27 protein-coding genes are annotated in these 25,460 nt (G+C 72.6%); 11 read left to right on the forward strand and 16 right to left on the reverse strand.

The window, feature by feature from the left end; translation table 11 throughout:
- Positions 1-79 precede the first annotated feature (79 nt).
- Positions 80-1,354: a hypothetical protein gene (locus VGN18_RS13565; RefSeq protein WP_327540232.1), complete on the forward strand. Its 1,275-nt coding sequence runs from the start codon at positions 80-82 to the stop codon at positions 1,352-1,354.
- A 5-nt stretch (positions 1,355-1,359) separates the two neighbouring features.
- The gene (locus VGN18_RS13570) at positions 1,360-2,259 is read left to right on the forward strand and encodes a DUF4393 domain-containing protein (RefSeq protein ID WP_327540233.1); all 900 of its coding nucleotides are present in this window, start codon (positions 1,360-1,362) and stop codon (positions 2,257-2,259) included.
- On the opposite strand, the gene VGN18_RS13575 is transcribed toward VGN18_RS13570, so the two are convergent.
- Both VGN18_RS13575 and VGN18_RS13580 read right to left on the reverse strand, forming a co-directional pair.
- Positions 2,256-2,531, reverse strand: a complete 276-nt coding sequence (locus tag VGN18_RS13575; protein ID WP_327540234.1) for a hypothetical protein — start codon at positions 2,529-2,531, stop codon at positions 2,256-2,258. The genes VGN18_RS13570 and VGN18_RS13575 overlap by 4 nt on opposite strands.
- Positions 2,532-2,571: 40 nt before the next feature.
- Positions 2,572-3,204: a flavin reductase family protein gene (locus tag VGN18_RS13580; RefSeq protein ID WP_327540235.1), complete on the reverse strand. Its 633-nt coding sequence runs from the start codon at positions 3,202-3,204 to the stop codon at positions 2,572-2,574.
- 37 nt (positions 3,205-3,241) lie between these two features.
- On the opposite strand from VGN18_RS13580, the gene VGN18_RS13585 reads away from it, so the two are divergent.
- Positions 3,242-3,946, forward strand: coding sequence for an alpha/beta hydrolase (locus tag VGN18_RS13585; protein ID WP_327540236.1), 705 nt, complete (start codon positions 3,242-3,244; stop codon positions 3,944-3,946).
- Between the two features lie 22 nt (positions 3,947-3,968).
- Here the strand turns inward: VGN18_RS13585 and VGN18_RS13590 are convergent, their stop codons facing one another.
- On the reverse strand, positions 3,969-5,891 hold the full coding sequence (locus VGN18_RS13590; RefSeq protein WP_327540237.1) for a glycoside hydrolase family 15 protein: 1,923 nt from the start codon (positions 5,889-5,891) through the stop codon (positions 3,969-3,971).
- 13 nt (positions 5,892-5,904) lie between these two features.
- Positions 5,905-6,741, reverse strand: coding sequence for a phosphatase PAP2 family protein (locus tag VGN18_RS13595; protein WP_327540238.1), 837 nt, complete (start codon positions 6,739-6,741; stop codon positions 5,905-5,907).
- A 130-nt stretch (positions 6,742-6,871) separates the two neighbouring features.
- On the opposite strand from VGN18_RS13595, the gene VGN18_RS13600 reads away from it, so the two are divergent.
- Positions 6,872-7,786 (forward strand): DMT family transporter, encoded by a 915-nt coding sequence (locus VGN18_RS13600; RefSeq protein ID WP_327540239.1) that lies wholly within the window; start codon positions 6,872-6,874, stop codon positions 7,784-7,786.
- Positions 7,787-7,801: 15 nt separating this feature from the next.
- Here the strand turns inward: VGN18_RS13600 and VGN18_RS13605 are convergent, their stop codons facing one another.
- The 3 genes from VGN18_RS13605 to VGN18_RS13615 form a co-directional block, all read right to left on the reverse strand.
- Positions 7,802-8,443, reverse strand: coding sequence for a VOC family protein (locus tag VGN18_RS13605; RefSeq protein ID WP_327540240.1), 642 nt, complete (start codon positions 8,441-8,443; stop codon positions 7,802-7,804).
- A gap of 83 nt (positions 8,444-8,526) precedes the next feature.
- On the reverse strand, positions 8,527-9,300 hold the full coding sequence (gene yaaA / locus VGN18_RS13610) for a peroxide stress protein YaaA (protein WP_327540241.1): 774 nt from the start codon (positions 9,298-9,300) through the stop codon (positions 8,527-8,529).
- A 29-nt stretch (positions 9,301-9,329) separates the two neighbouring features.
- Positions 9,330-9,785, reverse strand: coding sequence for an NUDIX domain-containing protein (locus VGN18_RS13615; RefSeq protein WP_327540242.1), 456 nt, complete (start codon positions 9,783-9,785; stop codon positions 9,330-9,332).
- Positions 9,786-9,998: 213 nt separating this feature from the next.
- On the opposite strand from VGN18_RS13615, the gene VGN18_RS13620 reads away from it, so the two are divergent.
- Positions 9,999-10,613 (forward strand): hypothetical protein, encoded by a 615-nt coding sequence (locus VGN18_RS13620; protein WP_327540243.1) that lies wholly within the window; start codon positions 9,999-10,001, stop codon positions 10,611-10,613.
- Between the two features lie 119 nt (positions 10,614-10,732).
- Positions 10,733-11,755: a DUF4192 domain-containing protein gene (locus tag VGN18_RS13625; protein WP_327540244.1), complete on the forward strand. Its 1,023-nt coding sequence runs from the start codon at positions 10,733-10,735 to the stop codon at positions 11,753-11,755.
- Between the two features lie 28 nt (positions 11,756-11,783).
- On the opposite strand, the gene VGN18_RS13630 is transcribed toward VGN18_RS13625, so the two are convergent.
- The 4 genes from VGN18_RS13630 to VGN18_RS13645 form a co-directional block, all read right to left on the reverse strand.
- Positions 11,784-12,479, reverse strand: a complete 696-nt coding sequence (locus VGN18_RS13630; protein ID WP_327540245.1) for a metal-dependent transcriptional regulator — start codon at positions 12,477-12,479, stop codon at positions 11,784-11,786.
- Between the two features lie 267 nt (positions 12,480-12,746).
- Complete coding sequence (gene sigB / locus VGN18_RS13635; RefSeq protein WP_327540246.1) at positions 12,747-14,012, reverse strand: RNA polymerase sigma factor SigB; 1,266 nt, start codon at positions 14,010-14,012, stop codon at positions 12,747-12,749.
- A gap of 194 nt (positions 14,013-14,206) precedes the next feature.
- The gene (dtd, locus tag VGN18_RS13640) at positions 14,207-14,632 is read right to left on the reverse strand and encodes a D-aminoacyl-tRNA deacylase (RefSeq protein WP_327540247.1); all 426 of its coding nucleotides are present in this window, start codon (positions 14,630-14,632) and stop codon (positions 14,207-14,209) included.
- Entirely contained in the window at positions 14,629-16,155 is a 1,527-nt protein-coding gene (locus tag VGN18_RS13645; protein WP_327540248.1) for a DUF7059 domain-containing protein, read from the reverse strand. The genes dtd and VGN18_RS13645 overlap by 4 nt, the downstream gene beginning before the upstream one ends.
- Before the next feature lie 98 nt (positions 16,156-16,253).
- Between VGN18_RS13645 and VGN18_RS13650 the strand changes: the two genes are divergently transcribed.
- Complete coding sequence (locus VGN18_RS13650; RefSeq protein ID WP_327540249.1) at positions 16,254-16,580, forward strand: DUF3099 domain-containing protein; 327 nt, start codon at positions 16,254-16,256, stop codon at positions 16,578-16,580.
- Positions 16,581-16,616: 36 nt separating this feature from the next.
- Complete coding sequence (locus VGN18_RS13655; RefSeq protein WP_327540250.1) at positions 16,617-16,850, forward strand: DUF3039 domain-containing protein; 234 nt, start codon at positions 16,617-16,619, stop codon at positions 16,848-16,850.
- 12 nt (positions 16,851-16,862) lie between these two features.
- On the opposite strand, the gene VGN18_RS13660 is transcribed toward VGN18_RS13655, so the two are convergent.
- Positions 16,863-17,912: a YihY/virulence factor BrkB family protein gene (locus VGN18_RS13660; protein ID WP_327540251.1), complete on the reverse strand. Its 1,050-nt coding sequence runs from the start codon at positions 17,910-17,912 to the stop codon at positions 16,863-16,865.
- A 289-nt stretch (positions 17,913-18,201) separates the two neighbouring features.
- On the opposite strand from VGN18_RS13660, the gene VGN18_RS13665 reads away from it, so the two are divergent.
- The 3 genes from VGN18_RS13665 (at position 18,202) to VGN18_RS13675 (ending at position 21,338) form a co-directional block, all read left to right on the forward strand.
- Positions 18,202-19,875: a DEAD/DEAH box helicase gene (locus VGN18_RS13665; protein WP_349259914.1), complete on the forward strand. Its 1,674-nt coding sequence runs from the start codon at positions 18,202-18,204 to the stop codon at positions 19,873-19,875.
- A 299-nt stretch (positions 19,876-20,174) separates the two neighbouring features.
- A complete protein-coding gene (locus VGN18_RS13670) occupies positions 20,175-20,402 on the forward strand; it encodes a DUF7455 domain-containing protein (protein ID WP_327540253.1) in 228 nt (75 codons plus the stop codon).
- Positions 20,403-20,570: 168 nt separating this feature from the next.
- Positions 20,571-21,338, forward strand: coding sequence for a hypothetical protein (locus tag VGN18_RS13675; RefSeq protein WP_327540254.1), 768 nt, complete (start codon positions 20,571-20,573; stop codon positions 21,336-21,338).
- A gap of 44 nt (positions 21,339-21,382) precedes the next feature.
- Here the strand turns inward: VGN18_RS13675 and VGN18_RS13680 are convergent, their stop codons facing one another.
- From VGN18_RS13680 to VGN18_RS13695, 4 genes are all read right to left on the reverse strand, one after another.
- Entirely contained in the window at positions 21,383-22,747 is a 1,365-nt protein-coding gene (locus tag VGN18_RS13680; protein ID WP_327540255.1) for a DUF2157 domain-containing protein, read from the reverse strand.
- A 64-nt stretch (positions 22,748-22,811) separates the two neighbouring features.
- Complete coding sequence (locus VGN18_RS13685) at positions 22,812-24,272, reverse strand: hypothetical protein (protein WP_327540256.1); 1,461 nt, start codon at positions 24,270-24,272, stop codon at positions 22,812-22,814.
- Positions 24,269-24,991, reverse strand: coding sequence for an ABC transporter ATP-binding protein (locus VGN18_RS13690; RefSeq protein WP_327540257.1), 723 nt, complete (start codon positions 24,989-24,991; stop codon positions 24,269-24,271). Before VGN18_RS13690 ends, VGN18_RS13685 begins: the two co-directional genes overlap by 4 nt.
- Positions 24,992-25,051: 60 nt before the next feature.
- Positions 25,052-25,432 (reverse strand): hypothetical protein, encoded by a 381-nt coding sequence (locus VGN18_RS13695; RefSeq protein WP_327540258.1) that lies wholly within the window; start codon positions 25,430-25,432, stop codon positions 25,052-25,054.
- Positions 25,433-25,460: the final 28 nt, after the last annotated feature.

The raw sequence follows: 25,460 nt of genomic DNA on the forward strand, positions 1-25,460 counted from the left end.
ACCGGCGGTTTGCATGATGTGACGACGTGGCACGGGCCTCGTCAACAGCCGAGCCGGAGTGCAGGCGCGAGGAGACCCGATGGATCGCAGGACGCTGATCGATCTGATCACCATCCCCTTGTTCACCGGGGTGATCGGCTACATCACGAACTGGACCGGCGTCCTCATGCTGTTCCGGCCCGTCCAGTTCCACGGATTCCGGGTGCCCGGGCTGCGCGTGCTGTTCCCGCTGCTGCCTCGGCGGGTGCGCATCCTGCCCCTCATCCGCTACGACGGTCGGCTCGGCTGGCAGGGCATCGTGCCCTCGCGGGCCGACAAGATGGCCAGCATCAGCGTCGACAAGGGGCTGGCCAAGCTCGGCAGCATCGGTGACTTCTACCGCGAGCTCGAGCCGGACAAGATCGCCGAACATCTCGCCGCCGTCGCCCAGACCGAGATCCGCGACGTCGTCGAGAAGATCATGGAGCAGGAGAACCCGCAGCTCTGGCACGACCTCCCGCCGATCATCAAGGAGGCGGTGTTCGCCCGGGTGCGCAGCCAACTGCCGGGCATCGTGCGCAGCATCACCGAGGAGATCGGGCAGAACGTCGATCAGCTGATCGACGCCAAGCTGATGGTGATCAGCTACTTCGTCAAGAATCCGGAACTGCTCAACGAGCTGTTCCTGATCATGGGACGCAAGGAGCTGACGTTCATGCAGAACTTCGGCTTCTACTTCGGCGTCCCGATGGGCTTCGCACTGTTCGGCATCCTGCAGGTCGCGCCGTACTGGTGGGTGCTGCCGATCGGCGGCGTGGTGATCGGCTGGACGGTCAACTACCTCGGCATCACGATGATCTTCGAGCCGGTGTTCCCGAACAAGTGGGTGCCGTGGCGCCAGGGGCTGATGATCAAGCGTCAGGCCGAGGTGACCCAGCTCTACTCGCGCATGGTCGCCGACCGCGTCATCACCCTGCAGAACATCGGCAACGAGCTGCTGACCGGCCCGCGCAGCGACCGCACCCTGCAGCTGCTCGAGGACTCGCTGCGGCCCGCGGTCGACAACGCCGTCGGCCCGGCCCGGGCTGCCGTGCGGGTGGCGATCGGCACCAAGGAGTACGACCAGATCCGCAGTTCGGTCGCCACCGAGGCCACCGGCTTCGCTCCGATCGCCTTCAACGACGCCGAGTTCAGCCGCCAGCAGTCCTCGCGCATCTACCGCTTCATCTCCGGTCAGATGACCCAGATGGGGCCGGACGACTTCGTCGAGATGCTGCGTTCGGCCATCAAGCAGGACGAGTGGTTACTGTTCTTCCACGGCGGCGCGCTCGGACTGTTCGCCGGTTTCCTGCATCTCGCGATATTCGGAGTCTGAACCTGATGGTCGACGAAACCCCCGACGTCACGGACCCCGCCAAGGTGGTGGCCCGGCGCCCGCGCCCGGGCGTCTCCCGGGGTCCCGCGGCGGGTGCGGTCACCTCCCTGCGGCCCCGCCCGACCGTGGTCCGGGCGGTGCCGGGCATCGCCCGCGTCGCGGCCGTGTCGGCCTGGCACCTGATGAGCTGGAGCGTCGGCGCCACCGCCGCGGGGGCGAATTACGTGGCCCGCCGCGCCGTCGACGGCGAGCCGGCCACCGCGATTCTGCAGGACGCCGCCAACGACCTGCGCACGGTGGCGTGGAAGGCGCTCGGGCTGACCGGCACGATGCTGCCCACCCCGCAGCCGGCGCCGAGCCGTACCGGCCGGGCCTCGGCGGCCGACCTGCAGCGCCGCGGCACCGACCTCTTGCGCCGTTCCAACGACGTCCACGTGGTCGAGGACACCCACCCGGCGTTCTCGCGCATCCTCGGCGAGATCACGCCGGACGAGGCCCGCATCCTGCGCTTCATCTACCTCGAGGGCCCGCAGCCGGCGATCGACATCCGCACCTGGCGCCCGCTCGGCATCGGGTCGGTGCTGGTGGCAGCCGGGATGAGCATGGTGGCCGAGCACGCCGGGCTGCGCAACATCGACCGCATCGACCCCTACCTCACCAACCTCAGTCGGCTCGGCCTCATCGAGTTCTCCAAGGAGCAGGTCAGCAACCCGACCCGATACCAGGTCATCGAGGCCCAGCCCAAGGTCATCACCGCGCTGAAGAAAGCCGGCCGCTCGCCCAAGCTGGTTCAGCGCAGCATCCGGCTCACCGCGTTCGGTGAGGAGTTCGTGCGTACCTGCCTGCCGCTGAACGGCAAGGTCGTCCCGCAGCGCGATCCACGCGTCGTGACGCCGGAGGCCTAGCGCGGCGTCGAGTGCGGGATCCGCGCGACCTCGTCGAAGGTCGCCTGGGTCCACCCGGCCGAGACGAGATTGGGGCCGTGCGTGGCCTGCACGGTCACCTCGTCGAGCCGGGCGAGGTTGATCAGGCGCAGCTCGCCGCTCGAGCGGTCGCGCAGCCGGATCACCCGGCGCTCGGCCATCCACTCGCCGAGCACGGCGGCGACGAGATCCTCCGGCTGCGCCGTGATCGTGATGGACACCCGGGCCTCGCGCAGCGTGATGATGACGTTCATGCGCCGCAGTGTGCCGTACCGGCGCCGGGCTTGACGACCGTCAGCCGCTGCGCTTGCCCTCGGCCCAGTCGTCGTACCGGATCCGGTTGAGCGACACGACCTCGCCGAGCCGCGACCATTCGGACCGGCCGAGGCGGGCCAGCGGATCGACCGCCGTCGCGTCGGGCAGGCCGTCGGCCGCGAGCACCGCCCGGTGCGCGGCCACGTGCACGACCTCGCCGAACACCATGACGCAGTTGCCGATGACGTGCTCGCCGGAGACCCGGCACTCGAAGGCGATCGGGGCAGCGGCGACCCGGGGCGGGGCGACCAGCCTGCTCGGCTCGCGTTCGAGCCCGGCGGCGTCGAACTCGCTGAGCTCGCCCGGGAAGTCGGTCGCCGAGTCGTTCATCGCGTGCAGCAGGTGCCCGGTGCCGATGTTGAGCACGAACTCGCCGGTGGCCCGCGCGTTGGCCAGGGTGTCCTTCGCGCCGACCGACACGAAGCAGAGGGTCGGCGGTTCGATGCCGGCGACGGTCGTGAACGAGTGAGGCGCGACGTTGTCGACCCCGTCGGCCGACACGGTCGACACCCAGGCGATGGCCCGCGGGATCAGCGACGCGGTCATCCACTTGTAGATTCCGGACTCGATCTCGGACGGGGCGTACTCGACACGCTCGTGGTCGGGGGACATGCCTTCACCTAACCAGCCGTCGTGACAGGGTGGACGAGTGCCCACCGATGCCGCGCCCGCCCTGACCGTCGTCCTCGTCCACGGACTCTGGCACGGCTCCTGGAGCTGGGACGACGTGCGGGCGCGCCTTGCTGACGAGGGCGTCGAGTCGGTGGCGCCGGAGTTGCCGATGCAGTCGCTGGCGGGCGATGCCGCGGTGGTCAGCGAGGTGCTGGACTCGATCGATAAGGACGTGTTGCTGGTGGGGCACTCCTACGGTGGTGCGGTCGTCACGGTGGCCGGCGCGCACCCGAAGGTGGCCCGGCTCGTCTACCTCGCCGGGTTCCTGCTCGACGACGGCGAGAGCATCAGCCGGGTGGCGCCGGAGCAGGAGATCGCGCCGACGGCGCTGGGCGATGCGCTCGTCGTGTCCGCCGACCGCGGCGAGGTGTCGGTCGATCCCGACCGCGCGGTCGGACTGCTCTACAACCGCACCGATCCGGACGTTGCGGCGGCGGCGCTCGCGCGGGTGCGCCCGGTGTCCCGCACGCTCTTCTCGGGACGGCCGGAGCAGCTCGCGTGGCCGGCGCGCCCGTCGACCTACGTGATCTGCCGCGACGACCGCACGGTGGCGCCGGCGCTGCAGGAAATCATGGCCGCCCGGGCGACGACGACGCTGTCGTGGGACAGCGACCACAGCCCGCAGGCGAGCCGGCCGGCCGACGTGGCCGCGCTGCTCGCCGGCCTGGCGACGATGGCCTGACAAGTTTCGCCGGCGGAGTTCGCTAGCGCAGTTCCTTGTCGTACGGCGTGCCGTCGCTCAGCTCGGCGGTCGTGATCACGTGCAGCACGGCGTTGATGAGCGCCAGGTGGGTGAAGGCCTGCGGGAAGTTTCCGAGGTGGGCGCCGCTGTTCGGGTCGATCTCCTCGGCGTAGAGCTCGAGCGGCCCGGCGAAGGAGAGCAGCTTGGCGCAGAGCCGGCGCGCTCGCGTGTAGTCGGCGATCTCGCACAGCGCCGACACCAGCCAGAACGAGCAGATCGTGAACGAGCCCTCCTCGCCGCTGAAGCCGTCATCGGTCTCGCTCACCCGGTAGCGCATCACCATGCCGTGCTCGGTCAGCTCGTCGGCGATCGCGTGCACCGTGGCGACGATGCGCTCGTCGTCGGCCGGCAGGAAGCGCACGAGCGGCGCAAGCAGCAACGACGCGTCGAGGGCCTTCGTCCCGTAGTACTGCGTGAACACGCCCCGCTCGTCCACGCCGTGCTCGAGGATGTCGGCCTTGATCTCGTCGGCCGCCATCTCCCACTCGCTGGCCGCGGCGTCCTGCCCGATCACCGCCGCGAGCTTCGCACCCCGGTCGACGGCCACCCAGCACATGATCTTCGACGACGTGAAGTGCTGCAGCTCGCCGCGCACCTCCCAGATGCCGGCGTCGGGCTCGCGCCAGTGCTTGAGCGCCGCCTTGACCTGCTTGGCCAGGATGGGCCAGAGCCGGCCGTCGACGTGGTCGGCCGCCTTGCTGTGCAGGTACACCGAGTCGAGCAGCGCGCCCCACACGTCGTGCTGGCGCTGCTTGCTGGCGGCGTTGCCGATGCGCACCGGGCGCGAGTTGGCATACCCCGGCAGATGGTCGAGCTCGTACTCGCTGAGATCCCGTTCGCCGCCGATGCCGTACATGATCTGCAGGTCCTCGTCCTGCTCGGCGAGGTCGGCGATGAAGGAGAAGAAGTCGACGGCCTCCCAGTCGTAGCCGAGGGAGTACATCCCCCACAGCGCGAATGTGGCGTCGCGGATCCAGGTGTAGCGGTAGTCGTAGTTGCGGCTGCCGCCGATCGTCTCCGGCAGCGACGTGCTGGCGGCGGCGCAGATCGCGCCGGTGGGGGAGTAGGTGAGCCCCTTCAGCGTCAACGCGCTGCGCTGCAGGTAGCTGCGCCACGGGTGGTCGGGGAAGTTGCCGCGGGCCAACCAGTGCTGCCAGTGGTGGGCCGTCCACACCATGCGTCCGTAGGCGTCGTCGTAGGTGAGCGGCGGGGCGCACCGCCCCCACGACAGCGCGATGTAGCGGGTGTCGCCCTCCTTCAGCAGCGTGCGCACGCTGGCCCGGCTGCCCTCGAAACCGAGACGCATGTCGGTGGTGAGCGTGAGTTGCAGATCCCAGTCGGCCGCGCGCCCGACGCCCTGGTGGTAGACCTTGTCGCCGTACTCCCAGCTGAGCGCGGCCCGGCCGTAGTCGGGCACCGGCTCGCACTCGATGATCGTCTGCACCTCGCCCTTGACGCAGCGGATCGTGCGCAGCAGCAGGTGCTCGGCCTCGTAGTCGGTGGGCGTGCGCTGCTGGGTGCGCGACAGCTCCGACTCGTGGCGCCACGGGCCGAGGATCAGCGCGTCCCGCACGATGATCCAGCCGGTGTCGGTGCCCCAGCTGGTCTCCAGCACCATCGTCCCCGGCAGGTAGCGCCGGGCCACCGGCACCGACACGTCGGTCGGCGCGACGCGGAAGGTGCCGGCGTGCCGACCGAGGATCGCGCCGAAGACGCTCGGCGAATCCATGCGGGGCAGGCACATCCAGTCGACCGAGCCGTCGGGCGCGACGAGCGCCGTCGTCTCGCCGTCGGAGAGGAATCCGTAGTCGCCGATCGGCACGGCACGGGGCGTGATTCCCGCGCCGGCATCGATGTGCGCGGTCGCCCCGCCGGTGGTCTCCATCAGCGCGTTCCCATCAGCTCGACCGCTCCATGACGACAGGGTCCCGCTGTTGGGCCCCGCCCTCAACCCGGTGCTCGTCGCGGGCCCGGACCATCGCGTGGCGACCGGCCCGTTCGAGGACGGCGCAGCCGGCGAGGATCCCGACCGCGACGATGCCGTCGGCCCACCAGTGGTTCGCGGTGGCGACGACGACGAGCACGGTGACCGCGGCGTGGGCCGGGCCGACCCAGCGACCCGGCCCACGCCCGATGCGCCACACGGCCCAACCGATCAGCGCCGCCCAGGCGACGTGCACCGACGGCATCGCCGACAGCGAGTCGTAGCCGCCGGCGTAGACCGACTGGCCGAACTCGATGGCGGTGTCGGTGAAGCCGGGCAGCAACCGGGGCGGTGCCACCGGCACGAACTGCACGAGCAGGCAGGCGAGCGTGGTCAGGGCCAGCACGCGGCGCACCGGGCGGTAGCGCTCCCGGTGCCGCGCGAACAACCAGATCAGGAACACGAAGAGCCCGCCGAAGTGCATGGTCGCGTAGTAGAGGTTCGCGACCCGGGTGACGACATCGTTCGAGGTCACCACGCGTTGGACGGACGCCTCGGACGGCAGGTGCCAGTCACGTTCGATCCGTTCGATCCACCGGGCCCGCGCGAGCGCGTCCTGCGTTCCGGACTTGGACAGCGACCCGACGAGCTGCCACACCGTGTAGAGCCCGGCGATCATGGCCGCCTCGCGTACGAAGGGCGCCACCAACGCCGGCCGGCGGCGACGGGTCGCGGTCAGCGCAGCGGCGCCCAGCCCCAGGGCGGCGGTCAGGGCTCCGGCCTGCTGCCAGCTGAGCGCGACGTTCTGCACGCGCCCACTATGCCGTCCGCCGCCCGCCCGCGCCGCACCCGGGACGTCGGAATATAGGTGTCGTTGCTGCGCTCTACTGTGCAGTGGGCCCGGACGCCGTCCGGGTGATGCCGATGCCGAGAGGAGACCGATGACTCGCCGCAGCTGGGCTCTCTTCGCGGCGATGTGCGTGATCTGGGGCGTGCCCTACCTGCTGATCCGGGTGGCCGTGCGCGACTTCGCGCCCGGCACGCTCGTGTTCGCCCGCACCGCCCTGGGCGGTCTGGTGCTGCTGCCGTTCTGCTTCCGCGCCGGTGGCTTCGGTCCGGTGCTGCGCCGCTGGCGACCGCTGCTCGCGTTCACCGTGATCGAGCTGGCCGTGCCGTGGCTGCTGCTGTCCGACGCCGAGAAGGTGCTGTCGAGCTCGCTCACCGGCCTGCTCATCGCCGCCGTGCCGCTCGTGGGTGTCGTCGTCGCGCGGGCGGCCGGTTCCGACGACCGCGGCGGCGGCCGGGTGCGCTACCTGGGGCTGACGCTTGGGCTGGTCGGTGTCGCCGTCCTGCTCGGTCTGGACTTCGGTCAGATCCACGTCAGCGCACTGCTCGAGCTCGCCGTCGTCGTCGTCGGCTACGCCGTGGCACCGGTGATCATGTCGCGCCGCCTCGCCGACCTGCCGAGCATCCCCGTGGTGGCGGCCTCGCTGCTGGTCACGGCCCTCGCCTACCTGCCCTACGCGATCCTGCGCTGGCCGACGTCGATCTCGGCCCACGCCGCCTGGTCGGTCGTCGCACTCGCGGTGATCTGCACGGCGCTGGCGTTCATCGTCTTCTTCGCGCTCATCGCCGAGATTGGCCCGGCCCGCGCGGTGGTGATCACCTACGTCAACCCGGCGGTGGCCCTGCTGCTCGGGGTGCTGCTGCTGGGTGAGCCGTTGACGCTCGGCATCGGGGTCGGCTTCCCGCTGATCCTGCTCGGTTCGGTGCTCGCCGCCCGCCGCGCCGCCGTCCCGGACTCGCCCGACGCGGCCGTCCCGGAAGCGGCCGCGGCCGAGACCCTGTGCGACTGAGGGCGCGACGCCCGTTCAGTCGAGGCGGACGTCGCCCCGCGGCGTGCTGAACGTGGCCGAGACGACCCCGGTGTCGCCGTCGAACGGGGACACCCACTCGACGTCGATGCCGGCGAGCGGCTCGTGACTGGAGACACCGAGGTACTCGTCGACGGTCGGCTCGTTGCCGGCGATCTCGAGACCGGTGAGCGCGATCGTGCCGCCGGGCTGGGCCGGGTGGTGGATCTCCTCGCTCACCCACTGGACGAAGAACGGCAGCTGCGGGTCCTCGGTGACGTCGTTGATGCCGATCTGGCGCCAGATCAGGTCGAAGCCGTCGGGCCGGCGCCGGTGGCCGGCGGCCGCGGCGCGGTCGAGGCGGGCCTCGATGGGGGCGATGTCGTCGACCCGGATGGCCCAGGCGAGCCAGCCGCCGCCGGTGTCGGCGCGATCGCGCACGGCCCGACCGAACGGGGCCCGGTCGGCCGCCGGGTGGTCGAGCGGCGCGACGACCTCGAGGTACATCCCACTGGCCAGCGGCAGCACGAAGTTGCGCGTGCCGAACGCGGGGTGGATACCGCCGTCGGAGAAGGCCGCTCCGAGGCGGGAGCCGAGCCGCTGCACGCACGCCGCGAGCCCCTCGGGGCCGGCCACGTAGGAGAGGTGGTCCAGTCGCATCTCGCCATGGTGACCCACCACACTGGGTACCCGGCAGGCGGGTCGGCGGCGGACGCGAAATCGATGGTGGTAGGACCTTGCGGTCAGGTGGTGTACAGGTCGACGCCGCCCGCGGTCGGCACGCAGTCGAGGCCACCGCAGTCGGCCCACGCCGCCGCGACGTCGTCCACCGATGCGACCGGACGACCGGCCGCCCGGCGGCGCACGAGCGCCGCGGCAACCCGGCCCTTCGCGAGCTTGCTGGTGTAGCTGATCACCGCGTGACCGCCGCGCGGGGTGGGGGAGAGCACCCGCACCGCGAGCACCCGGTCGGCGTCGGCCCGGTTCGGACGCCACATCGCCGCGTAGTCGCTCGAGCGCAGGTCGACGACGAGCCCGCGGCGCAACGTCGTGGCCAGCACCTCGGTCAGGATCGGGCGCCAGAACGTGCCGGCCACGCCGATCCCGGGCAGCACCGCCTTGGCCGGCACCCGGTAGTCGGGGATCGGCTCGTCGCCGCGGACGACGCCGAACAACCCGGAGAACACGAACGTGGAGCGCAGCGCGAGGCGCTGCTCGGCGGCGGTCAGGGTGTCGAGGGCGAGACCGTCGTAGACGACACCGGCGTACCGGCGCAGGGCCGGCATCGTCCGGGCGTCGAGGACGTCGGCATCGGTGGCGAGCGCGACCGCCGCCATGCCGGCCGGGAGCAGGAGGGCGGCGGCAGCGGCGCCCGGGTCGCCACCGACCAGGTCGAGCAGGGCGTCGATCGTGCGCCGCCGCGCCTCGCCGAGGGGGTCGTCGCCGAGTCGGTCACGCAGCGGGCGACCCCGCCCACCCCGGGCCTTGCCCTCGCTCGGGGGCAGCAGCAGATGCACGGAGCGAGACGGTACGGCAGCGCCGGCGGTCAGCCGGGAGCGACGTCGATGAGCTCGCGCAACGCCGGCCACGCAGCGGCGAACCCCCGGTGCAGGCGCAGGTCGGCGACCTCGTCGAGCGCCCACCACCGGATCGCGGTGCTCTCGGCGTTCGCCGGCCGGACCGCGGCGCGGACCGCGCTGCGGGCCAGGATCGTCGTGTACGACCAGCCGCCGTGCTCGTCGACCCACTCGCTGAACGGTTCGATGTGCTCGGGGTCGAGCGACGTCTCCTCGACGGCCTCACGCAGGGCCGCGGTGAACGGATTCTCGTGGCTGTCCCTCGCGCCGCCCGGCACGGCCCAGGTGTCGCCCTCGTGGGTCCAGGCGGCACGGTGTTGCAGCAGCACCTGCGCGCCGTCGGTGATCAGCAGCCCGGCCGCGCCGAAGCGTCCCCAGTGCCGGTGCCCCAGCGCACAGTGCACCCAGCCGTTGCCGTCACCCACGAGAGGCTCATACCCGATCGTTCGCATGCTCTTCAGGAGTGGTGACGTCGGCCCGCCAGGTCGCCTCTCGGCGGAAGGCCGCTCGTGGCGGCTGTTGTGGGACCGGGGGCCATGGATCGGGCCGACGTCGTCGTCAACGGTACCTGGCGGTCGCGGCCGGACGCGCCGCCCGCCGTATCCTGAAGCTGTGCGAATCGGTGAGGTGACGACGCGGTGACGGGTGATCTGCCGCGCCCGCACCGGCCGGCCCTGTTCGCGGATCTGACCGACATGATCGACGCGGCCGGCGGGTCGTCGCCGAGTTCGCGAGCCGAGGTCGCCGCGGCCACGGCCGCCGTGGTGGTGCAGGCGGGCCGCTCGCCGGGCGACGGCGAGCGCTTCGTCGAGCTCGCCGACCAGGTCGGCCTCGACACCCTGGCCGCGCTGTGGCGCGACGCCGATCCGGTGAGCCTGCCCGGTGCGCTGTGGGCGCTGTACCTGCTGCGGCAGTGGTGCCGCGCCGACGGCGACGAGGTCACTCGTCTCTGGCGCGCCGGCGAGCCGCTCGCGCCGGCCGAGGCGGCGATCGCCGGGGTGGCCGACTTCGCCGACGTCGCGGCGATCCAGCGGCTCGCCGACGCCGTCCTGGCCGGGGTGTACCGCGGCGACCTCGCGGTGGCGCTCGAGCGGGCAGCGGCGTTCTTCCGGGTCGTGGCGACCGGACGGCGGGCCCTCGGGGGCTCCGACCGGACCGGTACGGGTGAGGTCGATCTCGCCGAGCGCAACGACCGGGTGGCCGGGTCGCTCAGCGCCGCGGCGGGTCGCTGGCGGGCGGGTTCGCTGCACTGACCTGGCGCCGTAGCACAGGGCACCGACAGATCCGCTGTCGTCACCCACAGGCCGGTCGGCCGTCCACATCCTGACGGGGACCGCCCCGCCGGCCGCGCTGAGCGATCACGCTCGCTGCCATGACGATCTCCGAGTACGCCGGTTCCGCATCGGCGCCGCACCGCATCTCCGGCCCGGGTGAACTGCTGCAGGCCGTGCCGTACCTGCTCGGCTTCCACCCGCTGGCGAGTCTGGTGCTGGTCGGTCTCGACCGGCACCGCCTCGTCGTCACCGCCCGACTCGACCTCATCGACACCGATCCGCCCACCGTCGCGCATGCGGTCGACACGATGCGCCGCGGCGGTGCACAGCAGTTCGTGGCTGCGATCTACGACGACGCCGCCCGGCCCGATCGGGGCGAGCCGATGCTGCCGAGGGACGCACTGGCCGCGCGCGTGCAGGCCGAGGTGCTGGATCAGGACGGCGAGGTCGTCGACGTGCTACTGGTCTCGCGCGGCCGGTGGTGGTCCTACCGGTGCCAGGAGGCCGAGTGCTGTCCACCGCAGGGGCGCGAGATACCCGCTTCGCCCTCGGCGTTCGCCGCCGCCGCCACCTATGCCGGCGTGGTGGCGCTGCCCGACCGGGCCGCTCTCGGTGCCGCACTCGATCCGGTCGGCGACCCGCACGCTCTGCAACCGCTGCTGGAGCAGGCCGCGCACGACGCGGTGGGGGCCGTGCGGCGGGGCGACATCGCCCGTCACGAACGGTCGGTCAAGCGGGCGATGTTCGCGGCCGCCCGCGAGTCGGACACGCCGGGGTGGCCCGGGCTCGGTGCGGCCGACCGGGCCCGCTTCGGGGTTGCCCTGCGCGAGATCCCGCTACGGGACTCCGTCTGGATGGCCGCCGACGACAGGCGTATCGACGGCCGCGCCCTGTGGCGCCACCTGGCCACCACCCTGCCGCCGCCCTACGCCGCGCCGCCGCTGTTCCTGTTCGGGTGGGTCAGCTGGCGCAAGGGCGAGGGCGCGCTGGCCGCCATCGCCGCCGAGCGGGCCGTGGCGAGCGATCCCGACTACAGCGCCGCCGATCTGCTGCTGGCGGCACTCTCGCGCGGCCTGGATCCGCGTCGTCTGCCGAAGCTGCGCCTGCCGCGGACGGCGTGAGCGGGTGAGCGCAGGCCACCCGGACGGCTCAGGCCACCCGGACAAACACGTGGTCGGTGATCCGCCGCTCGAAGGTCTCCCGCTCGCCGCTCGACGCCCACACCTGCACGCCCCGACTCGTCGGCGCCACGCTGACGCGCTGGCCCGGGCGCATGCCGGCCTCGCGCAACCGGCGCATGACCTCGGCGTCGGGCTGGAGCAATTCGCTGATCCGGTCGATGACGACGTCGAGCGAGTTCGCGGCCGCGTCGGTGAGGCTGAGCAGTTTCTCGCCGAGGTTGGCGGCGGCGAAGGGCAGGCCGAGCTGGTCCAGGCCGGGAATGGGATTGCCGTGCGGGCACACCAGCGGCTTCTGCAACAGGGCCAGGATGCGTCGCTCGACCGCGTCGCTCATCACGTGCTCCCACCGGCACGCCTCGATGTGCACGTCTTCCCAGTCGAGGCCGATGACGTCGGCGAGCAGGCGCTCGGCGAGCCGGTGCTTGCGCATCACCGCGGTGGCCTCGCGCAGGCCGAGATCGGTGAGCTGCAACTGCCGGTCGTCGGCCACGTGCACCAGGCCGTCGCGTTCCATCCGGGCCACGGTCTGGCTGACCGTCGGTCCGCTCTGGCCGAGGCGCTCGGCGATGCGGGCCCGCAACGGGACGACACCCTCCTCCTGCAACTCGTACACGGTGCGCAGGTACATCTCGGTGGTGTCGATCAGGTCGCTGTGGTGACTCATCAACACCTCCCGCGCGGGTCGTCACGAATCGATAGGGGCGCGAGTGCGGCCACGATCGGGGCGGTGGAACCCGCGTCGCCCGGGCGTCTCGTCTGTACGCGGACGCAGCCTACCTGGGTGAGCCGGCGCCGGCGCGGATCGGGCGTAGTGGGGCGATACGCAACGGGTCGCGGCCCGCAGGAGCGGACCGCGACCCGGGTGCGGCTAGTCGATCCCTTGACCTCGGTCGGCTGGTCGGCCTCGGTCAACTCAGTCGACTCGCTCGGATCAATCGTCCAAGTAGTCGCGCAGAACCTGCGACCGCGACGGGTGCCGCAGCTTGGCCATCGTCTCGCGCTCGATCTGGCGGATGCGCTCGCGCGAGAGCTTGAATGCCCGCCCGATCTCGTCGAGGGTCTTCGGCTGGCTGCCGTCCAGGCCGTAGCGCATGCGCACGACCGCCGCCTCACGCGCGTCGAGGGTGTCGAGCACGTGCTGCAGGTGGGCGCGCATCAGGCCACCCTCGACCACCGTCTCGGCCGCCGCCGACGACCGCTCGTCGGCGATGAAGTCGCCGAGCGAGGCATCGTCGTCGGTGCCGACCGTCTGGTCGAGGCTGACGAGATCCCGGGACAGATCGATGAGTTCGCGAACCCGCTCCTCGGTGATGTCCAGTTCGTGGGCGAGTTCGGCGTGGTTCGCCTCGCGGCCCAGTTGCTGGCTCATCTCGCGGCGGATCCGCTGCAGCTTGTTGACCTGCTCCACCAGGTGCACGGGCAACCGGATCGTGCGCGACTGGTCGGCCATGGCCCGGCTGATCGCCTGCCGGATCCACCAGGTGGCGTACGTCGAAAACTTGAAGCCCTTGGTGTAGTCGAACTTCTCCACGGCGCGGATCAGGCCGAGGTTGCCCTCCTGGATCAGGTCGAGGAAGGGCATGCCGTGGCCGGTGTACCGCTTGGCCAGCGAGACGACGAGCCGCAGGTTGGCCCGCAGCAGGTGGTCCTTGGCCCGCTCGCCGTCGATCATCAGCGACCGCAGCTCGCGCCGACGGGTCGGGGTGAAGTCGTTCGCCGAGGTGAGCAGGTGGCTGGCGTAAAGACCGGCCTCGATGCGCTTGGCCAGTTCGACCTCGTCGGCCGCGGTCAGCAGCGCGACCTTGCCGATCTCGTTGAGGTAGACCCGCACCAGGTCGGCCGAGGCGGCCACCTCGTCCAGGTCCAGACCGGGGGTGGCCTTCGTCGGCGTCCGGCCGTGGTTGTCGTCGATGTCGTCGGCGCTGTCGGTCGCCGGATCGGCCGCGGCGTCGGTCGTGGCCGTTCCCTTGGCGGGCGCCTTGCGACGCGGGGTGCGCGCGGCCGGCTTCGTGACCACCGCCGCGGTGTCGTCGACCGGCGCGGTCGTCGTGGTGTCGAGCGCGCTGTCGTCGGCGACCGCGGTGGCGCGGGCACTGCGGTGTCCGCGGGTGAGCCGTGGCTCGGTCGTAGTCGTGCGGGATGCACCGGCAGCGCGACGGGCGGCTGGCCGGGAGGCTGCACTGCGGGATGTAGTCACTATGTACCAGACCACCTTGGGTGCGAAGTTGTTGCGGGAACGTGCACTGCCCTCGTCCACCACTTCGTGAATCCGGGTCTGTTCAGTTCAGTGACGTTCGAAGATGACAACGCGTTACCCCTGCTCCTGTGTTCCCGAAAACCGAACAGGCAAGCGAACGCTCAGGTCCGACTCAGGGGGGCAACAAGCGCGGATCAGACGTCCAGGATCACGGTGAACGGGCCGTCGTTGACGAGTTCTACCCGCATGTCCGCTCCGAATACACCGGTCTCCACCCGGGCTCCCAAGGCGCGCAGGGCGTCGACGAATGAGTCGAAGACCGGCTCCGCGACCGGGCCGGGCGCCGCGGCGGCCCAGGTCGGGCGGCGGCCCTTGCGGGCGTCGCCGTACAACGTGAACTGGCTCACGGCGAGCACGGCGGCATCCGGCAGGTCCGACACGCTGCGCTCGTCGGCGAGGATGCGCAGTCCGAAGACCTTGCGCGCCAGCACTGCGGCCTCACGTTCGGCATCGGTGTGCGTGACGCCGACGAGCACGAGCAGTCCCGACTCGATCGCACCGACGGTGCGGCCGTCGACCTCCACCGCCGCGCGAGCCACCCGCTGCACGACCGCTCTCATGCCGGGGCCTCGGGCGTCAACTCATCGGGCACGAGGAAGCCGCGGCCGATCAGATCGCGCACAATCGGCAGGGAGGCACGTTCGACGTCCTCGGCCGCGGCATCGAGGGAGGCCGCGAGCAGCGGCAGTATCAGCCGGAGCGGCGCCGCCCCGGTGCTGGCCGCGACGACCGCGGCGATCGCGTCGTCCACCTCGACCTCCCAGCGCAGGCCGTGCGACTGCCGTAGGCGCCCGGCCGCCACCGACCAGCCCGCGTCGCCCGCGAGGGCATCGGTGGTCCGCACCAGGTCGGGGGCGGCGCGCAGGGGGCGGTCGAGCAGGTCGGCGTCCGCGGTCCCCGCCAGCCAGCGTTGACGGCTGATCCACGCCGGCAGCTCCGGACCGATCGGCTGCTCGACCGCCTGGGGCACGTCCTCGAGCACCAGCACGGGGTCGGCCGCGTCGGACCGCCACAGCGTGACGAGCCCCATGCCGACGGCCACGATCCGGTTGCCCTCGAACCAATCGAGCCAGGCGTCGTAGCTAGAGTTCCAGCGCGGGGTGCCGGGCACCTCGCCGGCGTCGCGCAGCCACAGCGTGGCGTACTCGCTCGGGGCGGCGACCTCGCGCTGCCATACCCACGCGTCGCAGCCGCGGCCCGCGAGCCAGCCCGCGAGCCGCCCGCGCCAGTCGCCGTCGTCCGGCACGATCCAGTTCGCGAGCAGCTGCGCCGTGCCGCCGGGGGCGAGCACACCGGGCAGCCCGGTGAGCAGCGCCTGGCAGACACCGTCGCCGGCCAGGCCGCTGTCGCGGTACTCGTAACCGTCGACACCGGCCGAGACCACGAAGGGAGGGTTGGCCACGACGAGGTCGAACTCCTCACCGGCCACCGGTTCGAGCAGCGACCCGGCGCGGAGGTCCCAGTGCTGGCCGCTGAGCGCCGCCGAGGTGGCAGCCAGGCGGAGGGCCCGCCCGCTGATGTCCGTCGCGACGACGTGGTCGGCGTGGCGGCCGAGGTGCAGCGCCTGGATGCCGCTACCCGTGCCGAGGTCGAGGGCCCGGCCGACCGGGCTGCGCGGCGTCGCCTGGGCCAGGGTCAGGGACGCGTTGCCGATGCCGAGCACGTGGTCGGCGGCGAGGGGGCCGGCGCGGACGTCCGAGCCGAAGTCGGAGACGACCCACCACGGGTCGGTCCCGCCGGCCTCGCTGTAGGGCCGGACGTCGAGGCGGGCGCGCACGGCGCCGGCCGACACCTCGACCAGCCCCGTCCCGATCGCCGCCTCGAGCGCGAGCGGGGCGAGCGCAGCCCGCGCGGCGGACTCGTCGACCTCGTCGCCCAGCAGGAACAGGGCGACGAGGGTGGCGAGGTGGCCCGCGCCGGCGCCGCGGACGACCCGCCGGACGTAGGAGAGGTCGTTCTGCGAGTGCGCGGCCTGGCCGGCCGGCCCGAGCAGGTCGTGCACCGCCGCGACCGTGAAGTCCCCCAGCGCGGCGCGCAGCCGGTCGACGTCGGCCGGGTCGAGCAGGGGAGCGGGCGCGGTCACGTGCCCATAGTGCTGCATCGTCGACCAGTTTGGAGCGACTCCAAAAATAGCGCCGTCCAGCACGAGCATTCCACCCGTTTCGGTGCCACGATGGAAACATGCGCCGCGCCCACGCAGTCGAGCCCATGCTCATCACGACTGCACCCGAGAGCAGCGACGACGAGTACGACCGGCGCCGCAAGAAGTACGCCATCATGATGAGCCTTCGTGCGGTCTGCGTGGTCGCGGCCGCGTCGACCTACCGAGTGTCCATCTGGCTCGCGCTGGCCTTCGTCGTCGGCGGGATGGTGCTGCCGTGGTGCGCGGTGATCATCGCCAACGACCGCCCGGCCCGCAAACACGCGCCGCGGCCGGTCGACCGGCCCGGGATGAGCACCGAGCGGGCCCTCACCGCCAGAGACGACGGCCGCACCGTCGACGGCTGACCTGCGCCTGCGCCCGGCTGAGGCACAATCGTTCCCATGAGCGAGACGACGACCCTCAGCCAGCCCGACGTCGATCTCGACAAGACGGGCCCGGCCGAATGCGCCCACATCGTCGACCAGCGCGATCCCGCGAACGACATCACGACCGCGATCGTCGAGGGCCGCGAGGTCACCGCCCTGTGCGGCTACCGCTGGATCCCGTACCGCGAGCCCAAGGGGCGCCCGGTGTGCGAGTCGTGCGTCGAGGCGTACGGCAAGATCCAGCGCTGACCGGGCTGGCAGCTACGGCCGCCGCCGGGCCCGGTCCCGCGCCGCTGTCTGATCCTTGGCCCGCCCGTTCGCCGGCGGCGGGGTGCCCGGCCCGGGCCCGTGCCGATTGGTCGGGTGATCGGCCTCGGGCGCCGACGGCGCGAACATCTGCCAGTTCCGGGGATCGAGCACCCGCGGTGGCTTCACCTTGCTCGGCTTCTGCTGCTCGATCGCGGCATTGAGTTCGGCCCCGAGCAGCACGCCGAGTGCGAGGACGAAGAAGAACAGCAGGGCCGCGATCGGGGCGGCCAGGGCGCCGTAGGCGTGGTTGTGGTCGAGGATGAAGCTGATGTAGCTGCGCAACCCGGCCGACCCGGCGAGGAACACCAGCAGCGCGAGGAACGCCCCCGGCAGGCCGCGGTGCCACGGCAGGCGGCGGGGCGGGGCGAGCTTGTAGAAGGTGGTCAGCCCGAGCAGCAACAGGCCGACGAGCACCGGGTAGTACCCCGCGCTGATGAGCGTCGACACCGTCGGCCGTATTCGTTCGGGCAGCGTGCGGCGCAGCAGGTCCGGGCCGAGCACGAGCATCGGCAGCAGGAACACCCCCAACACGACCGTGGCCAGGAACAGCCACAGCGCGAGCAGCCGGCTCTTCACCGGGCCGCGCAGGTCGCGCTGGTCGTAGGCGATCGTGATCGTGTTCACGAACGTCGCCGTGGCTGACGACCCGGCCCACAGGGCCAGCACGAAGCCGATGCTGATGACGTCACCGCGGCCGCCGTGCAGGATCTCCTTCAACGTCGGGGCGATGACGTTGTTGACGACCTGCTCGCTGAACGCGCGGCGCAGCGTGTTCTCGATCTGGCGCTCGATGCGATCAGGCGTCCCGCGGCCGAACCAGCGCGAGACGTAGCCGAGCGACGCGATCAGGGCCAGGAAGAGCGAGGGCAGGCTGAGCATCTGCCAGAAGGCCGCCTCGGCCGACAGCCCCAGCACGCGGTCGTGCCACGCCTTGACCACCGCGCGGCGGAGCAGCAGCGGCAGCAGGCGCACGAAGCGGACGACGCGTCGGACGGGGTGCACGACTCCACAGTCTGCCTACCCGAACGCTCGCGCCAGGCACCGACGCACCACGATGTGTCCGATCGATCGGAACTCGTGCGCCCGCGCCGGGTCGCCGCGCCGGTCTCGGCGCGGCGACGTGAGCGAGTTCGGCTCGCCCGGCTAAGTTGGAACGTCGATGCCCCGGGGTGAACCGGCCCGGGGCATCACGTCGCGTCGGAGCGGCGCCGACAGCCGTTGAACACCGCACGACAGCAGCACCGGAGGGGATCGACGAGTGGCCGCGCCGCACCAGAACGCATCGGGGCCGATGCCGCGACTGCGGGCCTGGCAGCGGGCGGCGCTGGAGGAGTACAAAGCCCAGGACCGGCGCCGCGACTTCCTCGTCACCGCTACCCCGGGCGCGGGCAAGACGACCTTCGCCCTGACCCTGGCCCGCATGCTCGTCGACTCCCGCGTGGTCGACCGCGTCATCGTGGTGGCACCGACCGACCACCTGCGCACCCAGTGGGCCGAGGCCGCCGACGCGGCCGGCCTGCCGCTCGACGCGGCGCTCACCAACGCGGTCGGCCCGGTGCGGCCCGACCTGCGCGGCTACGTCACGACCTACGCCCAGGTGGCGGCCAAGCCCGCGCTGCACGCCGCTCGCACGGCCGCGAAGCGATCGCTGGTCATCCTCGACGAGGTGCACCACGCCGGCGACGGACTGTCCTGGGGCGACGCCGTGGCCACCGCGTTCGAGATGGCGCCGCGCCGGCTGTGCCTCACCGGCACCCCGTTCCGCACCCGCCCCGACGAGCGGATCCCATTCGTCCGCTACGAGGCCGACGCGGAGGGCGGCTGGCGCAGCGACGCCGACTTCACCTACGGCTACCGCGAGGCGCTGGCCGACGGCGTGGTCCGCCCCGTCGTGTTCGCGGCCTACACGGGGACCTCGCGGTGGCGCAACAGCGCCGGCGAGGTCATCGCGGCGTCGCTGTCGGAGCAGAACACGCGGAGCGTCGAGACGACGGCGTGGCGCACCGCACTGAACCCCAAGGGCAAGTGGGTGCCGCACGTCATCGCGGCGATGGACGAGCGCATCACCCATCTGCGCAACAGCGGCATGCCCGACGCCGCCGGGCTCGTGCTGGCCAGTGACCAGGACGACGCCCGCGCCTACGCCGGCATCGTGGAGCAGGTCACCGGCGAGGCGCCGGTCGTGATCCTCTCCGACGACCCGAAGGCCAGCGACAAGATCGCCGCGTTCACGCACGGCACCCAGCGGATGGCGGTGTGCGTCCGGATGGTGTCCGAGGGCGTCGACGTTCCCCGCGCAGCCTGCCTGGCCTGGATGACGTCGTACCGCACGCCGCTGTTCTTCGCCCAGGGGGTCGGACGCGTGGTGCGGGCCCGCTCGGTCACCGAGTCGGCCACGGTCTTCCTGCCGGCCGTGCGCCCGCTGCTGGCCCTGGCCGCCGAGCTGGAACAGCAGCGCAACCACGTCATCCCGCCGCCCTCCCAGGACGGCGGCGAGGAGCTGCTCGACGTCGTCCCGGTCGAGACCGAGCCCGGTGAACGCGAACGCAACGAGATGGTCGACGCCGACGCCTCGTTCGCCCACCTGCTGCACGGCGGGCGGGCCGTCGTGGCCACCCCGGACAACCTCACGGCCGAGGACGAGGACTTCCTCGGCCTGCCCGGCATCCTGTCCCCGGAACAGACCGCGGCGCTGCTCGCCCGCCGCGACTCGCATGCCCGGCTGCGGGCGGCCGGCACGCAGGCGCCCGAACCCTCGGCCGAGGCCGCGGCCTGGCGGGCCGGCGCGGAGCTGCGCCGCGAGGTCAACCGGCTCGTCGGGGTTGTCTCGGCCCGCACCGGCACACCGCACGGACAGATCCACGCGCAGCTGCGCCGGGTCGTGCCGGGGCCCGCATCGGCCGCGGCCGGGGCCGACGTGCTCGAGCGTCGCCGCGATCACCTGATGGAGCTGCTGGGGGGCTGATCCGGGTCTGGCGTGCCTCAGATCACGCGGGCCGGTACGCGGAATCAAATGGCGGGTATCAGTCGTTGGACAGCATGTAACGGCAACCGGCCCCGGAGCAGTATCGGCCAGCATTCTCGGGACTCCTGAGGTGTGGACGAGGAACCGGATCGGAGCACCGGGACGAAGTACAGGTGTTGCAAGAAGGTTTCGCCTCCGGGTGTCGCCGCCGTCTCTCGCAATTCGGTGGTTATCTGGGTACGAGACGGTGACCATGGGCAGCCGACGAAGGCTGCTGACAGTGAGAGAAAGGTGCTGACGTGACCACGACGATCGCCGCGAGTCCGCTCACCGCCACCGACCGGTGTGACCGGTGCGGAGCGCAGGCATATGTGCGCGCCACCATGGAGTCCGGGTTCGACCTCCTGCTCTGCGGTCATCACTGGCGCGAGAACGAGACGCGTCTGCGCGAGATCGCAGTGTCCATCCAGGACGAGTCGACCAAGCTCACCGACGTGCCGGCCATCGCGCCGGCCGAGGAGCGCTGAGAAGCCTCCGCCACATAGCGCAGCTGACCCCGCCCGGATCCTCGGGCGGGGTCAGCTGCGTTCCGGGCCGGTCGGCCAACCTGTCGAGCCAACCTGTCAGCGGTACGTGATTCGCTAGAGGCGGTCGCGCGACCGCGCCGGCCGACAATGCGAGATCCGGGAGAGCCCATGCCGCCACGTCGAGCCGCCGAGAGCGGTCTCGCCGACGACCAGCTCGCCCGGCTGGTCGCAGAGCTCGCTGACGGGAAGCGACCCAGGGTCCGGCTGTCCGGTTCGCAGTTCCCGGATGGCATGTCCGGCACCGTGCTCCGCATCGGCGACCCGGCCACCGACGGCGACGACTTCGTGCTCGTCCAGGTCAAGGTGCACGGCGTGACGGACGAACTGCGCTTCTCGCCGAGGGAGCTCTCGGTCGGGCGCCGCCCGACCGCAGCCGAGTCACCGCCCGCCGCCCCGGCGCGGAAGGCTCGGACGAAGGCACCGGCAGCGAAGGCGGCAGCGCCGAAGGCGGCGGTCGCGAAGACACCGGCGGCGAAGACACCGGCGGCGAAGACACCGGCGGCGAAGTCCGCCCCGCCCGCCCGAGCGACCCGCAAGGCCCCGGCTGCCACACCGGCCCCGGCCGCGTCATCCACCGCGACGATCAGGACCGCGCGCCGGTCGTCGCCCACACCGACCGTCACCATCACGATCACGTCGTCCGGATCGAGCTGGTCCGTCGCGGCCCGCCGCGGCGCCCGGGCGGTCGTCAAGAGGGCCGAGGTGACCCCCGGCGCCGTCGCCGCGATCGCGGCGCTGCTGGCCGACCCGTCCGTCGAGGAGGCGGTGGCCGCGGTCAACGACGGCGCCCGCGCCGAGGCGGAGGCGAGGGCTGATCAGCTGCGCGCCGAACTGGCCGCCGTCGAGGCGGTGCTCGTCAGCCATCGACGTCCCTGACCGAGCGGATCGCCGCGTGCCCGCGACGCGACCGCAGTCGTCCGTCACGAGCCGTGGGTGCGCAGGTGGTGGCCCGGACGTCCGCTCGCGCGGGTCAGCAGCACGGCCACGACCAGGACGATCACGCCGGCGACCACGGTGAGGATCGGCACGCGTCCCTGGCCCGGGAAGTACCAGCCGATGATCCACGGCACGTAGACCAGCAGGCCGGCCGATCCGATCAGCGACAGGAGCAGCCGATCGGGGAGCAGCCCCAGGGCGACGAGCCCGGCGGCCGTCGCCGTGCCGAGCACCGGCGCCGGGCCGTGCCACTGGTCCCACGCGAGCGCCGGGCCGGCGAGCACGGCGCCGGCACCCAGGCTCTGGACGACCGCGGCGACGCGCACCTTCCCGGTCGCGCCGAGGAACAGCAACGTCGCGCCGAGGCCGAGAACCACGAGCCCGGTCACCGCGCCCGCGTGCGGGGTGAAGTAGGCGACCGCCGCCGGGACGCCCTGCAGCAGGGTCATCGCGCCGATGGTGCCGAGCACGATCTGGTCGCTCAACCGGGGTGCGGGCCCCGGCACGAGGGCCAGGGCAGCGAGCGCGAGGCCGTAGCCGACCAGGAGCACGAAGCCGCCGGCCTCCCAGTCGTTCGTCACCAGGACGGCGCCGACGAGGCCGCCGAGGGCGCCGGCGGCCTCGACGACGGCCGGGGTGGGCAGCCAACGGCGCAGCCCGACGAACACCGTCACCGCACCGGCCGCGACCAGGCTGAGCCCGACCGGTCCCGGACCGGTCAGGTGCGCCACGGCGCCGCCGAGCGCGGCGAAGCCAGCAGCGAGGAGGACGAACAGCTGCACCGGCCGACGTCCCCACCACAGCACGCCGCTCTCGACCGCCACGACGACGCTCGCCAGCAGGAGCGTCGTCTCGGCCCGCTGGACCCCGAAGGCGTCGCGGACGAGTACGACCATCGCGACCGCGGTCGCGGCGCTGGCCGCCAGCCACACGATCTGGCGCAGCCGGACGAACGCGGGATCGGCGGTGCCGGGCACGGCCGCCCCCGCGACGAGCAGGGCCACCGCCACCACGCCGGCCGCAGCGAGGCGCCCGGCGGTCGGCAGGTCGCTCCAGAACCGTGCCGCCAGGAGCGTCAGGCCGCCCAGCGCGAGGGTCCCGCCGAGGTAGCCGAGTGCTTCGGCGACCCGAGGGATGCGCCGGGGCGGGGGTGCGACGCTGCGCGATCGGAGCGTCGCCCGCTCGTAGGTGGTGATCGCCTCGGACTGCGCGGTACTGATGAGGCCGGCGTGGACCAGGCGGTCAGGGCGTCGGCGAGCGTCGCCGGCGGGCGAGCCGGACCACCCGTCCTGGTGGAGCGATCGGTACGCATGGCGCGCCTCCAGTGGGTGACGATCCTGCACCCTCATCACACCGCGTCGGCGACCTCGCGAGCAGGGCCGAACGACGGGGGCGGGTCAGCCGTTCGTCGCCTCAGCGGACGGTGGCGAACGCCGCCAGGAGGGTCGCGCCGTCGGTGAGCCGCCGGTGCGTGCCGCGCAGGGCCCACGCGGCGTACCCGATCGTCCCGACGGCGGCGGTGAGGACACCGAGGACGCCGAGTGACCAGCCGGCCGAGAGCAGGAGGCAGCCGAGCAGGCAGCGGCCGCCGAAGGTCAGGACGGCGGTGAGCGACGCCGGCCGGGCGCGCAGCGAGTCGACGTCGGCCGCGGTGGCCGACGAGATCGAGGTGCGCATGCCGGCGACGGTGACGACGACGAGCACGCACGCGGCATAACCGAGATCGGCCGGTGCCACCCGCAGCGGCGCCGAGACGAGCGCGCTGACCGCCGCCACCGCGAGGGTGACCGTGAGCGCTGCGGCCAGGACCGCTGAACGCACGAGGACGACGGTGCGGCGGCGGAGCGGCGCGCTGAGCAGCAGTGCCGTCCCGCCCGCTTCGAACGACCAGGTGTTCGCCGCGAGCGTGGCCCCGGCCGACACCAGCCCCACCGAGGCGAGCGTGCGGGCGGTCAGCGGGTGTGCCAGCAGAGCGGTGAGGAACGGGATGGCGACCACGGCGAGCAGGGCTGCCCGCCATGACAGCGTCCGGACGATGCCGCGCCACGCGGCGGCGGCCAGCGCGCCTGCGGGCGAGGGGCCGAACGAGCGGGTCGTGGCCCGGCTCACCGAGCCGGCCAGCCGGGCCACGGTGGCCCGCCGCACCAGGCCGGGGCCCACCGCGCCGAGCAGCAGCACGGGCGAGGCCAGCAGCCCCCACCAGCCGACGGCAGCGGCCCACTCGCCACGCGCGGCGGCGTGCGACCCGGCGGCCAGCCAGCGGGTCGGGGGAATGGCGCCCAGCCGCCGCGTCCCCGCGGCATCGGAGCGATGGCTGACCGCGAGCAGGCCCAGACACAGCACGGCCAGCCCGGTGATCGCGAGACTCTGCCCGCGGCCGGCCCGCACCCCGGCGACGCTGAGCCAGCCGGCCAGCTGCCCGAGCGCGGAGGCGCCGGCGACGAAGGCGACGGCCCCGATCAGGCCGGTGACCCCGACGTCGGCCGCCGCGGCGGCGAACAGCACCGGCAGCGGCAGCACGTACTGGATGTCGACCAGACCGGCCGCCCACGACGCGGTGAGCTGCATCGCCGGACCGGTCGGGTACGGCGCGAGGGATGTTGCGGCGTCGAGGCTGCCGCCGCCGGCGCCGACCGCGGGCAGCACGGCCCACAGCAGCCAGATCGGGGTGAAGAGCTCGACGAGCGGCAGGCGGTGGTATTGGCCGTGCACCACGAGTCCCCCGAGGACGAGCAGCCCGCCGACACCGAGGTAGGCGGCGACGAGCGAGGGCCCGAGCAGGCGCCGCCCGCCGAGATGCACGATGTCGCGCGACTGGAGCCAGAGCGCCGCCCGCACCTCGGCCCCGGCTCGGCGGCGGGCCGGCGCAGTCACCGCCCGTGGTCCTCGCGGGCCGCGCCGAGCACCGCGCGGTACGTGTGCCCGAGATCGGGCAGCTCGTCGCCGGTGACCCGGGCCCGCAGCCGTCCGTCATACATCAGGTGCACCGAGTCGCACAGCGTCTCGGCCACGCCGAGGAGGTGCGTCGTCACGAGCACGCAGGTACCGTCGGCGGCCCGGTCGGCGAGGAGCTCGGCGAGGGTGTCGATGCCGGTCGCGTCCACGCCGTCGAACGGCTCGTCGGCCAGCAGCAGGCGGGTCGGGGGCAGCAGCGCCACCGCCGCCGACAGCTTGCGGCTCATGCCGTGTGAGTACGTGCCGGCCCGCTGGTCGGCCGCATCGCGCAGGTCGAGGACGTCGAGCAGCTCCTCGGCCCGCCGCCGCCACTCGCGCAACTGGTAGAGCCGCGCTGTGAGCTCGAGATGCTCGCGTCCGCTGAGTCGGGGGAAGAGGCCGCCGACGTCCGGGATGAATCCCGTGACGGCCTTCGTCGCCACCTGGTTGACCCCGAGCGGCGCGCCGTCGAGGTGCGCGGTACCCGCGGAGGCGACCAGGGCACCGGCCAGCAGTTTCAGCGTCGTCGACTTGCCGCAGCCGTTGGGTCCGAGCAACCCGGTCACGGTGCCGGGCGCAGCCGTGAAGGTGAGGCCGTCGACGACGGCCCGCGCACCGAAGCGTCGGGTCAGGCCGGCGACCTCGAGACCACTGCGCATCCGCTTACGGTCCCATGCCCACCGGGCCCACGTCACACGGATCAAACAGGATTGGTGCGGCTAGCGCGGGACGAACGCGGTGGCGCAGTTGCCGACGGCGGTGCCCCGGCGGACGGTGACGGAGACGAGCACCCGGAAGCCCTTCGTGGCGCGGGAGATGCGATACGCGACGGTCGCGCGTCCGCTGCTGTTCGCGGTGGCCGTGTGGACCGTGGTGGTGGTCTTGTAGCGGGCCGAGGTGCGCACCGCGGCCGAGCGTGCGGTCGTGACCAGCACGTAGTCGGTCGAGTACTGCCGCGGGCTCGAGGTCGACATGTGCGCGCTGCACAGCAGGTCAGTCGTGGCGCCGGCGGGCGGAGCCGCGGCGAGGAACGACGTGCTCGCCGTGACGGCGAGGGTGACGGCGGCGAGGCCGCGGCGCGGGGTGGGCAGGCTGAGCATCGGGTTGCACTCCGGGGTGTCGGTCGGG

The sequence above is a fragment of the Jatrophihabitans sp. genome (genome assembly GCF_036000465.1).
GTDB lineage: Bacteria > Actinomycetota > Actinomycetes > Mycobacteriales > Jatrophihabitantaceae > Jatrophihabitans.

What these genes read in the sequence shown, in the direction of transcription:
- VGN18_RS13565 (WP_327540232.1), top strand. Translation starts at nt 80, where the DNA reads ATGGATCGCAGGACGCTGATCGATCTGATCACCATCCCCTTGTTCACC.
- VGN18_RS13570 (WP_327540233.1), top strand. Translation starts at nt 1,360, where the DNA reads ATGGTCGACGAAACCCCCGACGTCACGGACCCCGCCAAGGTGGTGGCC.
- VGN18_RS13575 (WP_327540234.1), bottom strand. Translation starts at nt 2,531, where the DNA reads ATGAACGTCATCATCACGCTGCGCGAGGCCCGGGTGTCCATCACGATC.
- VGN18_RS13580 (WP_327540235.1), bottom strand. Translation starts at nt 3,204, where the DNA reads ATGTCCCCCGACCACGAGCGTGTCGAGTACGCCCCGTCCGAGATCGAG.
- VGN18_RS13590 (WP_327540237.1), bottom strand. Translation starts at nt 5,891, where the DNA reads ATGGAGACCACCGGCGGGGCGACCGCGCACATCGATGCCGGCGCGGGA.
- VGN18_RS13600 (WP_327540239.1), top strand. Translation starts at nt 6,872, where the DNA reads ATGACTCGCCGCAGCTGGGCTCTCTTCGCGGCGATGTGCGTGATCTGG.
- VGN18_RS13605 (WP_327540240.1), bottom strand. Translation starts at nt 8,443, where the DNA reads ATGCGACTGGACCACCTCTCCTACGTGGCCGGCCCCGAGGGGCTCGCG.
- VGN18_RS13625 (WP_327540244.1), top strand. Translation starts at nt 10,733, where the DNA reads ATGACGATCTCCGAGTACGCCGGTTCCGCATCGGCGCCGCACCGCATC.
- VGN18_RS13630 (WP_327540245.1), bottom strand. Translation starts at nt 12,479, where the DNA reads ATGAGTCACCACAGCGACCTGATCGACACCACCGAGATGTACCTGCGC.
- dtd (WP_327540247.1), bottom strand. Translation starts at nt 14,632, where the DNA reads ATGAGAGCGGTCGTGCAGCGGGTGGCTCGCGCGGCGGTGGAGGTCGAC.
- VGN18_RS13650 (WP_327540249.1), top strand. Translation starts at nt 16,254, where the DNA reads ATGCGCCGCGCCCACGCAGTCGAGCCCATGCTCATCACGACTGCACCC.
- VGN18_RS13655 (WP_327540250.1), top strand. Translation starts at nt 16,617, where the DNA reads ATGAGCGAGACGACGACCCTCAGCCAGCCCGACGTCGATCTCGACAAG.
- VGN18_RS13665 (WP_349259914.1), top strand. Translation starts at nt 18,202, where the DNA reads ATGCCGCGACTGCGGGCCTGGCAGCGGGCGGCGCTGGAGGAGTACAAA.
- VGN18_RS13675 (WP_327540254.1), top strand. Translation starts at nt 20,571, where the DNA reads ATGCCGCCACGTCGAGCCGCCGAGAGCGGTCTCGCCGACGACCAGCTC.
- VGN18_RS13680 (WP_327540255.1), bottom strand. Translation starts at nt 22,747, where the DNA reads ATGAGGGTGCAGGATCGTCACCCACTGGAGGCGCGCCATGCGTACCGA.
- VGN18_RS13690 (WP_327540257.1), bottom strand. Translation starts at nt 24,991, where the DNA reads ATGCGCAGTGGTCTCGAGGTCGCCGGCCTGACCCGACGCTTCGGTGCG.
- VGN18_RS13695 (WP_327540258.1), bottom strand. Translation starts at nt 25,432, where the DNA reads ATGCTCAGCCTGCCCACCCCGCGCCGCGGCCTCGCCGCCGTCACCCTC.